This is a genomic window from uncultured Mycobacterium sp., assembly GCF_964249325.1.
GTDB lineage: Bacteria > Actinomycetota > Actinomycetes > Mycobacteriales > Mycobacteriaceae > Mycobacterium.
Genome location: NZ_CAXUCH010000067.1, coordinates 5,340 through 17,247, shown reverse-complemented (window position 1 = coordinate 17,247; position 11,908 = coordinate 5,340). Strand labels below are relative to the sequence as shown.

The following is an 11,908-nucleotide window of genomic DNA, read 5'->3' as shown; positions in this document are numbered from 1 at the left end:
CTGCGGCCTCGAGCGCAGGAAGAATTGCGGCCTGGACGATGAGGTGGGTGCCGCGGCGTCGCTCGCCGAGGCCGATGTGGTGCAGGCGGCTGTTGTAGCGGATGCTGATCACGCCGGCGGCATCGATGCGGTCGTGGCGTACGCGGTAGTGCGGGGGGATCTGGAAGCCGTGGGGGAAGGCCTTGGGCCGGGCGTTAAATGCTTCGATGGGGGTGTGGCGGTGCAGCGCCCGGTGTGGTCGGACGGTGTAGTAGGCCAGGAAATCGTCGATCTGGGTTTGTAGTTCGGTGATCGATCGGGCCGGTGGTAGGGCGGCGAGGCGTTTTTTGAGGGTTTGGTGAAAGCGTTCGACCTTGCCGCAGGTCTGTGGGCGATAGGGGCGCGAGCTGATGTAGTTGATGCCCAGCTCGCCGAGGCTTGCAGGGCGGTGCGCCCGCCGCGCCGGGGTGTGGCGGTGAAGATGGCGCCGTTGCGGTCAGTACCGAGGCCGGGGTGCCCCAACGGGCGAACGCGGCAAGGAAGGTGTCGACCACGTCGGGGCCGGTCATGGTGGGTCGGGCCAGGCTGGCCAGTTCCGTGCGTGAGTGGTCGTCGAGCAGGTTGAGGATTTCTACCTCGGTGTGGTCGGCCAAGCGCCAGTGGGTGACGTCGGCTTGCCAGAGCTGGTTGGGTTGTTCGGCGCAGAAGCGTTTCCAGGCTGAGCGAGGTCGTTTGTGCGGTTGTGGGACCACGAAACCGCAGCGGGTCAGGATGCGCCAAATAGTGGATAGGGCAGGAGTTTTCGTGGTGTCGGTGTCGCGGGCGAGGTGTCCGGCGATGGTAGCGGCGCCGGCGTCGTAGCCGGCTTTGTCTAGGGTTTTGCGCAGCCGCACAATGCGTTCTTCTACCTCGTGGCTCACGGCGCGGGCGTTGGTGTGCGGTCGCCGCGAGCGGGGCGTGAACGCCGCGGCTCCCTCGGTCTGATAGCGGGTGACCAGCTGGTGTACCCATTGCCGGGACAGGTACTAGTCCCGTGCTACCTCGGTTTTGCTGCGGCCTTCGAGCACCACGGCGGTGATGACGAGCTGCGCCTTCGACATGGCCGACTCCCACGCTGGTGAAGGTGTCAACTTTGTCGCGAGACAGCCGTCAATTATGTCCTGAAACCAGACACTGTCAGTCCGAGCATGTGAAGTCTCAAGACATCGGAATAGCTCTGAACCTGCGTTAGGGTTCAGAGCTTTGTCCGTTCGGGGCCTTCGGGGGCACCGGTGGGTTGATAGTCCCTGGTTGGCTGAGGGTGAAGTCGCGCAGTGGTTCTCCGGTGGCGGCGTTGATGATTCTGACGTCGGTGTCGTGGTCCAAGCCGGGAGTCGCGGTCGTTGATCAACACGATGACCTGGGTGCCGTGGTGGCGGCACCCGTAGTGCGTGTGATGTCGTCGGTAGTGGGGAAGGCTTTGGGTCGGGGGTTAAACGCTTGCTGGTGTATGTCTGGCGAGGGCCGGTGCGCCCGGATGGTGTTGTAGTAGGTGCTCAATTGGTCGGGGCGAGCTTGCAGCTGGGCCACGGTGTGGGCGGGTGCGGCGGCGGTGATGACCAGCTGCGCCTTCGACACATGGCCGACCTCCCACAGCAACATGAGGTGCCAACTATGTCGCGACACATCCGTCAACCATGTTCTGGCATACAAACTGTCAGCCAGACCAAGGGTCAAGCCTCATAGCCCGGCGCTGAAATTCCGCGCGGTGGCCGCACTGTCGCTTCCTGTGCAGCGGCGGACCCAGCCCACTCCCGCTCCCGTTCTGTGAACCACACGGGAACGCTCCCCAGGGCATCCCTGCCGGCGGGCGTGAGGGCAAAAAATTTCTTTCGGCCCTGATCACCCGAAAGGAGCTGGACCCAGCCGTTGTCGATAAAGGCGCCTAACGCGCGTGAGAGTTCGTCGCGGCGCACCCTTGTCCCATCCTCCAACTCCAAAGGTAGAAGGTCCGACGGCGACAGACAGTCGTGTCTTATCAGGGCATCAGACACCAGCTGCGATACCTTTTCCTTACGGGTGTGGTAGGCGCTGTGGGCGCGTTGCGCGTCTATCGATTCCAAGCGTCGGTCCAAGACTTCCGACAATGCCCACATCGCGCCAGCCAGATACGTAGGACCATCCGCGCTCCGAAGGCGCTTGGACGGTGCGCTTTGGGTGTCCTCGGGTGCTCCAATGTGCTCCCTCAACGCGCCAACCGCACTCTGGGTGGCGCGAACGTCGGCCTCACCACCGCTGACCGCCAGTCGCCCGATATCGCTCACCAGGCCGATCGCCGCCCGAAGATCAGGCTCGGGCAACGATCGTGCGCGTTCGCCCAAGCTGTTAAGCAGACCAGCCAGCTGTGCGGTAGAGAAGTTTCCCATGCAGCCCATCGTACGATTCCCACAACAGTTGTCAACTGTTGTGTCAGAGCACGGCGTACGCGTTGAGCTGGCGGGCGCCGTACTCGAATGTCCAGAGATTGCTCCGAGGGTAAGTCGACAAGGCGGTTGAGGTGGAACGGGCCTCTTGCGTCGCCGGTCCGATCGCGTACGGGCCGCCGAAAACGGCTTCCCATCGAAGGTCCGGCGGCGACGTGATACCCATCGCCCTGCTTTCCCAGCGCGCCGGGCCGGTCGCCATGACCACGAACGCTTGGCTGCGAGTGCACAACGACGTAGCCATGCCGGTCATTGCCGCCGTCTTGGCGCTGAGCGACGGGACGAGCAGCAGGTTCACGCCCAAGGCGGCGAGCTGGGTAATGATGTCGTCGTCCATCCCGTCGAAGCAGATGACGGTCGCGATAGTCCACTGATCTGTGAATAGCAGCCGCACCTCCGAACTTTGTCGAACGCGCTCGGTGAAGCCCGCAATCTCGGCGGGATGGATCTTGCGGGACACGTTGATTGTGCGTGGCTTGCCGTCCGTGCTAATGATCATGATGGCGTCGTTGATGACGTATCCCTGAGCGTCTGTGCCCGAGGACACGCCAGACACCACTAGCCGAGGTATTTTGCCGATCGATGACAGTTCCTTTTCGACTAGCTTTTTCGACGATGAGGCGAGGCCGTACTCGGGGAGCACGAGGATTTCCGCGTTCGCCTTTCCAGATGCGTCGATCAGATGACGCACGAGCTGCGCCTGCGATTTGTGGTTTTTGGGACCGAGGTTGGCGTAGGTAGGTGGGGGTGTGTGGTCCAGCCGGACATCGAAATCATCCAGGTCCGCATTGGGCTGCCCCACCGCAGCGATGAGTTGGCCGCTGCGGCCCAATTCACTCAGGATGTCCCAATACCGAAAATCGAGGACAAAGGAATACCTGGCGATATCGTCGGTTGCCACCCGCAGGCTCCCAGTGCTTAACAGCCGACGAGTCGGCAGATGGCTCTTGCGCGTGTTCGGCGCGTTGTCCCCCAACCATTGACCGGGGTCAGGTTCACGGATCGGATAGACGGTTCCGGCCTTGACCTTCAAATCGCCCTCGGCCTTGTACCACGGCATGAAGGTATGGCCAGTGAGGCCGTCAATTGCCTCGGCTAATCCCAGCGCAGTCGCCACCACGTTCATTGATTCATCAAACGGCGCGTGCGCTGCTTGCTCGATTGCGACCGCTTGAAGGGTCTCCCGCTCTTGCTTCGCGGCGAAGGATAGCTTGCCCTCCTCGGGCACGTTGTTCGCTGTGTCCTTCAAAGCTTCTCGCGCTGCGCCGGATATCAGAAGCACCGTGGCGTCGGGCTGGTTAGGGGGCAGGTTGTCCCAACTGGTAGCGGTGGGCATGTTTTCTGCGGCGAAACGCAGAAGCTCGCTTGCAATACGCCACCATGTCGCGTCAATATCCTCCAAGTCGACGATTTTCTTGAGCAGCCTTGTGAAGTTCGACTCGGGCGGTGCGGGCGAACCCATGTTCCGTCCGGCGCTACCTGTGTCCTCCATGCCTTCAATTTATTCGTGAGACGTCTCAGTGTTAACTGCGAATCTCCGAACGACTGCGCAGCCGTAGTGGCGGGTGTTAGTGTCAGCCATTCAAACGGCGACGGCGAAACCGAGTGCAGTTTTGTGAGTACCGTTATCGCGGGCGCCGTAGCCTGATTGATGACCGCTGGTATCAACGGTTCGGCGGCCGCGCAGAAATTCACTGCATCCGCATTGCGGGGGGAGGAGCAACATGCCGTGGCGCCGGTTTCTTTAGTTCCCGGTGGATCGTTTCTGACGTAGGTTCAATCGGGTCTTTGCTTTGAGGTCATTGCAAGACAACGAAATTCGCACTATGTCCGACTCGGGGTCAAGTGGTTGCAGGTCCAAATCCTGCCAGCCCGATCAAAGCCGAGGCGGTTTTTGACCGCACTTGCTTTCGGGAATCCCGGTACGCCAACCAGGCGTCGCTTTTGGGGGTGTCCGCCGTGTTCAGCTCCCACGGTTCGGGTAGGAGTACGAGTGTGATGAACACGCAGGAGCTGGCCCGCGAGCTTGCACACCCCGATGCCCAAAAGCTGCTCTCCGGCTCCATGGCCCGCCTCGCCTACAACGGACATGACGGCTTCCCGCGGGTTATCCCCGTCGGGTTCTACTGGACCGGCGAACGCATCGTTGTCTCCACGGCGCCGAGCTCTCCAAAGGTCCGGGCGCTTTCCTCCCGTCCGGAAGTCACATTGACTATCGACACCGGCAGCGCACCCGAAGAAGCAAAGGCCCTATTGGTGCGTGGCATTGCCACACTGGAAACCGTTGACGGCGTCACCGACGAGGACCTCGCGGCAGCGAGGAGGTCGATGGAGGGACCTGAACTGGCCGAGTTCGAACGCAACGTGCGATCGACCTACAAGGAGATGGTTCGTATCTCTATCGAGCCGCAATGGGCGCGGTTCTTTGACTTTGGCGCTGGCCGCATACCCGCTTTCCTCGCCGATCTCATCAACGACGGTTAGCCAGACTCCGATCGGCGTTGCATCTTGGAACCAGTTCGGGACCTGGTAGCAGCGCAGTCACCGCTCGGACCGCGTCGCCAGGCCGTAGGGTGCAGGCCCGGAAATGCAAGTCAAGGCATACCACCAACCCGTATGACGGCCTCGTCACAAAAGTGCGACACTGGCTTGGGTAACGGCACAGCCGCTACCATCCGCACCACTCTTGGTAATCGCAGTTCCCGATCCATTGCGGTTGCCGAAAGGTCATGAAATGAAAGCACTCGGGATCGCGGCTGCAGCCGCCCTGGCTTTCGCGCCGTTCTCGGTGGTAGCCAGCACACCCGGTGTGGGGCAAGCGGCTCCGTGTGTCGGAGCTGGGTCAAACCCCAATTTCTGCGACGAATGCCTTTTTTGGGTGTCGGAATACCACCTTCCGTCGACAAGGTCATGCTACGAAGAAGCGGCACCTCGCCCCGCCCAATCGTCTCCCAGCAGTGCGCCGTTGCCACCTCTCGAGCTTCCGCCGGAGCCCGCGCCGCCGAGCGTGGCGCCGGTGCAGACCCCGGAGGTCGTTCCGCCAAGTCCACCGTCCGCGAGCACGATTCCGGTAGGGGCCCCGAAGATCAATCCGCTGCCCCCCGGCGCGCCGACAAACGCTGCGCTGGTGGCACCGCCCAAGGGCGTAGATGCGCCACCGCAGGCGGTAGCGGCCGCGAAAAACGCGCCGGCGACGCGCATTGATTTCCGCACGACGCACCAGATGCTGCAGGTCGTGGACTTCAATCACCAGGTGCAAGATGTGGTCAACGCCCATAACGCCAACATCGACGTCGTCAAGGCCGACAACAAGTCGTTGGCGCGCCCCCGCCATTGGGACTACGTCGACTACGACGTCTATCACCGCCCGGCCCTGTACAACCCGCTCGACCAGGCGATGACCTTCCGCTACTTCTACAACGGCGCCTACCGGGAGGCTTATGTGCCGGCCGGTGGCCGGGTCGTGCTCGACGTCGCCACCGCGGGCGTGTTCCCGTTCACCGCGGTCGGCGGCAGCTATCTGGCATCGGGCAGCTTTTACGGCGGGGCCTGGATACCGCCGGAGGGTTGGGACGGCCCACCGCCGCCGGACTACACCCCGCCGGCGCCGCCGGAGGTCTACCAGGACGTCTTGGCCGATGTCCCCGCCCGTAACCAGATCGTCAAAGTCGGCGAAGTGGTGGTGGTGGGCCACGACGATAGCCAACCAGCCGACAGCCAGGACACCTTCCTACTCGACGACTCCACCTTTGCCTGGGGTCAGACGAAGGATCCCAGCGGAAACGCCCAGATTAGGATCACCAAGACCCAGTCGCTGCCCGGCGTCGGGCCGACCGACAATGGCAGCTTCTTGGTGGCACTGGCCGGTTACGAGGAGCCCACCCAACCCAGCGAACCGTGGTGGCCCTCAGTGCTGGGATATGGGGGGTTGGCAATCGCAGTGGTCTTTGTCGCCTGGATGATCAGCCGAGGAAGCGGAGCGGGATCTGACCGCTAGCCGCGAGCGGTCGGCACGGCGCCGTACGCAGTACGACGTCGACGTCTTGGCTGCGCTACCGCTTGCACGGCTACCCTCGGCCGTGAGCGCTCGTGTCGGCGCCAACGCACGACAGTGACATAGTCTCGACGCCCGGGGGCGGTTTCAGCGAGTATGCCAGGCGTTTTCAGAAGGGAAGTGGCAGTGAACACCGAATCCGCAAAGACGTTTTCTCGCACGTTCATGGGCTACGCTCCGGCCGCGGTTGATGCCCACATCGAGGCGTTGACCATCAAGCAGGAGTTGTTGCAAAACGACGTCGAAAGCCTTCGGGCCCGGCTGCGGGAATGCGATGACGAAACAGCGACGCTGCGCAAAGAAATCGCCGTCCTCAGGGACACCTCACCCTCGCCGCACGCGGTGCAATATCGGATGGGGGAGATGCTGCGGCGTGCGGTCGACGAGGTTTCCGAGATGCAGGCCGAGGCCCGGGCCGAGGCGGAGGCGCTGATCACGGCGGCCAAGGCCGAAGCGGAAGCGGAGCAGCTAAAGCACAAAGAGCTGTTGGCAGAGTTGGCCGCCAAGCGAAACGCGCTAGAAGCTCAGTATGAGGAAACCAAGAAGACGGTCGACGCCGAACTGGCCAGGATGCGCGCCGAAACCCAATCGGAGATCGATGCGGCGTGGCAGGACGCCCAGCAGGAGCGTCAGCAGCTCCTCGCCGATGAAAGGCAGGAGGCTGATCATTACCGTGAGCAGGCCCGGCGGGCGGTGGTCGTGGCGAAGCAGCAACGAATCAAGGTCCTCGAGCAGTTGATGGGCGTATACCGCGACCTAGAAGCGGTTCCAGCCGCTCTTGAGTCGGCATACCAGGATGCGAAGAATTCGCTGGAGGCCAGTCCGGAGACGAACGGGGTGGCGCCACTAAACGAGAAAATCAGCACGGGGTGAGCCTCCAGTAAGGCTCCGCCAAATCCTTGCAGGGCAACAACTCTGGCGATGGGGAATGTCGCAGCGACCACTGCAGGTCAGTAGCCGAGTGCGCACTAACACCGCTGCGGTGTCAGCTATCGGCCCGTCCTGACTCCAGCTGAGGTCTTCAGACACATGTCTCGCCGGCGCCCGAATCGGAAGACGGCCCGAACCAAACGAATAGGTTGTATCCATGGACAACGACCCGGATGAATCGGCATTCGCCGGGCAGGAGCGGCGCGAGCGTGTAAGCCCAATGCGCGAACACCTTGACGAACTGGTGGCAGCCCGCGACCAGATGGAACAACTGGTGCGGGTCATCGTCGAGATCAGTTCCGATCTGGACCTGGACGCGACGTTGCATCGAATCGTCAACGCGGCGATGGAGCTAACAGGCGCCCGCTATGGAGCGCTGGGTATGCGCGCGGCCGACGGGACTCTGGTCTTTTTCGTCCGAGCAGGAATTGACGACGACACAGCGCGTCGACTAGGCGATCTTCCGGTAGGTGCCGGTTTCCGCGTCGATGATCTGAGTGCACATCCCCAGGCCACCGCGCTGCACGCACACGACCCGCCGATGCGGGCACTCCTCGCCATACCGATCACCGTGCGGACAGCAGACTTCGGCACCCTCTACCTTGCTGACGACCGGCCGGGCCGAGTGTTTTCTGACTCCCACGAGGGCGCCGTGCGGGCGTTGGCCACCGCGGCCTCGGCCGCCATCGACAACGCGCGACTGTTCGAGCGAGAACGTGAATCGGCGAAATGGACGAAGGCCAGTCGAGAGATCACGACCGCGCTGCTGTCCGGTGACCCACAGACGGGGCCATTGCAGCTCATCGTGAACCGGGCGCTGGAGTTGGCCGATGCCGAGCAGGCAATATTGCTGGTTCCCAGGGAGCCCAATCTCCCCGCCGACGAAGTCGACACCCTTGTCGTGTCCGCCACGGCAGGCCGATACGCCTCGCAGGTGATTGGCCAGCAGGTGCCGATGGAAGGCTCCACGACGGGCGGCGTCGCTCGTCGCGGTCAACCGCTGATTACCGATTCCTTCCATTATCCGATCCAGGGATTCACCGACGTCGGTGAAGGCTCGGCGATCGTCATGCCGCTGATTGCGGACGACAGGGTGCTTGGTGTGATCGCTGTGGCACGCCGCCCGCTGCAGCCGCCGTTCGACAACGATTACCTCGAGCTCGTCAGTGACTTCGCGCGGCACGCTGCTATTGCTCTGGCGCTGGCAGCAGGCCGCCAACATGCCCTCAACCAGGAACTCGCCCAAGCGGACACCGTCGATGACGCGGTGCGCGCTGCGGCGGAGGAACTGCGTCGGCTATGGCGGGCACGCCGGGTTGTGGCCGTCACCTTCCCGGCCCATAGTTCCTCCACGGAAACCACCGATGGCGCACCGCAGGTAGTGGCGGTCGGCGAGCCCGCGCGGTGGGTCGACTTGCCATCCCAGACCAGACAGATGCTGACGACATTGCGCGACGGCGACTTACTCACCCCTAACGCAACAATGCCGGGGACGGCGGGCATCGCGCTGCAGCATCCCGAGGGCGTGCTCGTCGTCGGGATCGATCTGGCCGAGCAACGGCCGTTTACCCTCGAGGACCAGACTTTGCTCACCGTGCTCGCAGGCCGCCTCGGCCAGGGCCTGCAGCGGGTGCACCAGGTCGACCAGCAGCGCGAAACCGCCCTGGCGCTGCAACACGCAATCCTCGGCCCTGCTCAGCTACCGAGCGGATTCGCGGCGTGCTATCAGGCCGCCAGCCCGCCGCTACAGGTGGGCGGTGACTGGTACGACGTCGTCGACCTCGAGGACGGGTGCATCGCGTTGATCGTCGGCGACTGTGTCGGCCACGGCCTGGCCGCCGCGACGGTGATGGGGCAGGTGCGCAGCGCCTGCCGCGCACTGCTGTTCGAGAACCCCAGCCCCAGTGCCGCTCTCGCGGGGTTGGACCGCTTCGCGGCGCGACTGCCTGGTGCCCAATGCACCACCGCCGTCTGCGCGGTGCTCGACACCGAGACCGGTGACCTGGTCTACTCCAGTGCGGGACATCCGCCGCCCATCCTGGGATACGCCGACGGCACGACCCGGATACTAAAGGACGGTCACACCATTGCTCTGGGAGTACGAACCGACTGGACTCGCCCAGAAGCTCACGTGACCGTGCCAGCGCGAGCGACCCTGCTGTTCTACACCGACGGCCTGGTCGAGCGTCGCCGCAGCGCACTCGGGCAGGGAATTTCGCGCGCCGCCGCCCTGGTTCAGGCAGGCCGCGCCTACACCCTGGATGAGTTGGCGGACCAGATCATGTCGCGCCTGGCGCCAGACGGTGGATATCAAGACGACGTTGTCCTTCTGCTCTACCGCCATCCCGCCCCGCTGGAGTTGAAGTTTCCGGCCCACGTTAGCCACCTCGCCCCCACCCGCACCGCCTTGCGCAGCTGGTTGAGCCGAGCCCGGATAGGGCCGGATCAGACGATGGACGTGCTGGTCGCCGCCGGAGAAGCCGTCGCCAACGCCATCGAGCACGGTCACCGCCATACTTCCGAGGGCACAATTAGCTTGGACGCGATCGTTTTGGTTAATCAGGTGCAGGTGACGATCACTGACATGGGCTCGTGGAAGCCTCTGCAACCGGCCAGCGACTCCTACCGCGGCCGTGGTATCGCCCTCATGCGTGGGCTCATGCACGACGTCAGCATCAACGCCGGCACCGCCGGGACCACAGTTCAGCTCTCCGCGAGGATCACCTGATGTCCGCACCGCTCACCCTGGACACCGCACGCAGCGACGACGGGAAACTCGTGCTGATCGCAGCGGGGGAAATCGACCTGAGCAATATCGACACTTTCGATCAGGCCCTCACCACCGCCAGCACGGAGGCCGCTCAAAGCGGCGGAAAGCTCACCGTCGACCTCAGTGCGGTGGAGTACCTGGACAGCGCCGCCATCAACGCCTTGTTCACCCACGCCGAGCACATCCACCTCATCGCCCGCCCCCTCCTGATGCCCGTCTTCAGGATCAGCGGCCTCACCGAACTGACCACCATCCAAACCGCGCCGCCGACAGCCGAACGCTAAGACACCCGCGAATAGGGTCGGCAAGGCTCAACTCGGTTGGCGTTGTCGAGGACGCGCCGCCCCGGTAACGGCGGCTCGGCCCCTCGCCACGGAAAGCGCGTCAGCACCGCGCTCCCGTGCTTACCCTCCTTCAGTGCAAGGAAAGAAAACTGCTGTAGCGGGAGTGGTGATGCTGATCGTCGGTTGCGCGCCGCCAGGCCAGACAGTCGCCACAGTGACGTCCACAGTGCAACCGGTGATCACCAAAACAGTGACGGTAACCGATGCACCGCCGGCGGCGCCCCTCCCCAAAACGATCATCGAAACCGATGGCACCTACCGAGTCGGTACCGACATCGTGCTGGGCACCTATCGCTCCGACGGAAAAAGCAGTGAAGGAGAATCCGATTGCTATTGGGCCCGGCTGAACAGCCTTAATCCGACTGACATCATCGATAACAACATCAGCACCGGCCCTCAGGTAGTCGCTTTGCAGCCGAGTGATAAGGCGTTCTTGACGCACAGCTGCCAGCCCTGGCAAAAAGCCGACTGACCAATCAACGCACAGCAGTCTGATGCGGGGTACCAACTGTTCTCAAGGCGGACGTCCTCGAAACCGCTACTTTGTAACAACTTCTGGTGATCAGCCCTGGTTCACCGTGACGCGGATCCCGGACTCAGTGATTTTCGTTGTGCCCCAATGGTAGACGGTCACGGTATAGATGCCGCCGGCGTGGGCGATTGCGGCGGGGCCGCTGGCGTCTCCGGGGAAGTGGTTACCGTCACATCCTGGTGTCCGAATTGCACAATGGGCGACCGTTCGGCCAGCTGGCGTTCGAGCTCGGCGATGCGATTCTCGGGGTCGTCCCGGTCGTCCATCAGCAAATGCTCCCACCGGTAAGCTGTGGCCGCACGACATTACCGAAGCCCGCAGCTATGCGAAGGATCAGCGACCTAACATCACACGGCATCGTCGATATTTCGGCTCTTCGGCGCCGTGGCGTCCTCGACCGGCATGACCACGGCGATGCTGCCGTCGCCGCTGTCATTGAGGGCGCTGTGCCTGCGGCCCCAACCCAGATAGAAGATCAACGCCACCGTCACCCACACCGTGAACCCGACCCACGTGTACCAGTGCAGGCTGGCCAAAATGTAGACGCATGCCGCCACTGAAAGAATCGGTGTGATCGGGTAGCCGGGAACCCTGAAACCGCGGGGCAACTCGGGTTCTCGGACCCGCAGGACAATCACACCCGCCGACACGACAATGAACGCAATCAGCGTGCCGATGGAAACTATTTCAGCCAGATTCTCCAGCGGCACCAGCCCCGCCAACAGCGCCAGAACGACCGAGACGATGACTTTTTTTTTTAATGTTTTGTTGATGAGCGTGTTATACTTTGTGTACGTCGTCGGCAGCAGCCCATCACGGCCCACCGCGAACAAGATG

At 63.0% G+C, this 11,908-nt stretch carries 9 protein-coding genes and 3 pseudogenes (1 of these 12 running past the window's edge); 6 read left to right on the top strand and 6 right to left on the bottom strand.

Going from position 1 to position 11,908, the window contains the following annotated elements; genetic code table 11:
• Positions 1–268: 268 nt before the first annotated feature.
• The 4 genes and pseudogenes from ACFE99_RS10950 to ACFE99_RS10935 all read right to left on the bottom strand — a co-directional run.
• Positions 269–391 (bottom strand): annotated as a pseudogene (locus ACFE99_RS10950) (integrase core domain-containing protein); the annotation flags it as partial.
• A gap of 145 nt (positions 392–536) precedes the next feature.
• Positions 537–977 (bottom strand): annotated as a pseudogene (locus ACFE99_RS10945) (helix-turn-helix domain-containing protein); the annotation flags it as partial.
• Between the two features lie 388 nt (positions 978–1,365).
• Positions 1,366–1,620: a hypothetical protein gene (locus ACFE99_RS10940; protein ID WP_375485105.1), complete on the bottom strand. Its 255-nt coding sequence runs from the start codon at positions 1,618–1,620 to the stop codon at positions 1,366–1,368.
• Positions 1,621–2,427: 807 nt separating this feature from the next.
• Positions 2,428–3,933 (bottom strand): nitrilase-related carbon-nitrogen hydrolase, encoded by a 1,506-nt coding sequence (locus tag ACFE99_RS10935; RefSeq protein ID WP_375485103.1) that lies wholly within the window; start codon positions 3,931–3,933, stop codon positions 2,428–2,430.
• Positions 3,934–4,439: 506 nt separating this feature from the next.
• On the opposite strand from ACFE99_RS10935, the gene ACFE99_RS10930 reads away from it, so the two are divergent.
• The 6 genes from ACFE99_RS10930 (at position 4,440) to ACFE99_RS10905 (ending at position 11,011) form a co-directional block, all read left to right on the top strand.
• Positions 4,440–4,925: a pyridoxamine 5'-phosphate oxidase family protein gene (locus tag ACFE99_RS10930; protein WP_375485101.1), complete on the top strand. Its 486-nt coding sequence runs from the start codon at positions 4,440–4,442 to the stop codon at positions 4,923–4,925.
• A 250-nt stretch (positions 4,926–5,175) separates the two neighbouring features.
• Positions 5,176–6,438, top strand: a complete 1,263-nt coding sequence (locus tag ACFE99_RS10925; RefSeq protein ID WP_375485099.1) for a hypothetical protein — start codon at positions 5,176–5,178, stop codon at positions 6,436–6,438.
• A 153-nt stretch (positions 6,439–6,591) separates the two neighbouring features.
• Positions 6,592–7,368: a cell division protein DivIVA gene (locus ACFE99_RS10920; RefSeq protein ID WP_375485097.1), complete on the top strand. Its 777-nt coding sequence runs from the start codon at positions 6,592–6,594 to the stop codon at positions 7,366–7,368.
• A gap of 214 nt (positions 7,369–7,582) precedes the next feature.
• Positions 7,583–10,153: a SpoIIE family protein phosphatase gene (locus ACFE99_RS10915; RefSeq protein ID WP_375485095.1), complete on the top strand. Its 2,571-nt coding sequence runs from the start codon at positions 7,583–7,585 to the stop codon at positions 10,151–10,153.
• On the top strand, positions 10,153–10,479 hold the full coding sequence (locus ACFE99_RS10910) for an STAS domain-containing protein (RefSeq protein ID WP_375485093.1): 327 nt from the start codon (positions 10,153–10,155) through the stop codon (positions 10,477–10,479). Before ACFE99_RS10915 ends, ACFE99_RS10910 begins: the two co-directional genes overlap by 1 nt.
• A 169-nt stretch (positions 10,480–10,648) precedes the next feature.
• On the top strand, positions 10,649–11,011 hold the full coding sequence (locus tag ACFE99_RS10905; RefSeq protein ID WP_375485091.1) for a hypothetical protein: 363 nt from the start codon (positions 10,649–10,651) through the stop codon (positions 11,009–11,011).
• 158 nt (positions 11,012–11,169) lie between these two features.
• Here ACFE99_RS10905 and ACFE99_RS10900 read toward each other — a convergent pair whose 3' ends face one another.
• Entirely contained in the window at positions 11,170–11,337 is a 168-nt protein-coding gene (locus ACFE99_RS10900) for a hypothetical protein (protein WP_375485089.1), read from the bottom strand.
• A gap of 81 nt (positions 11,338–11,418) precedes the next feature.
• Positions 11,419–11,908: pseudogene (locus ACFE99_RS10895) on the bottom strand (APC family permease); it runs 1,023 nt beyond the window's last position.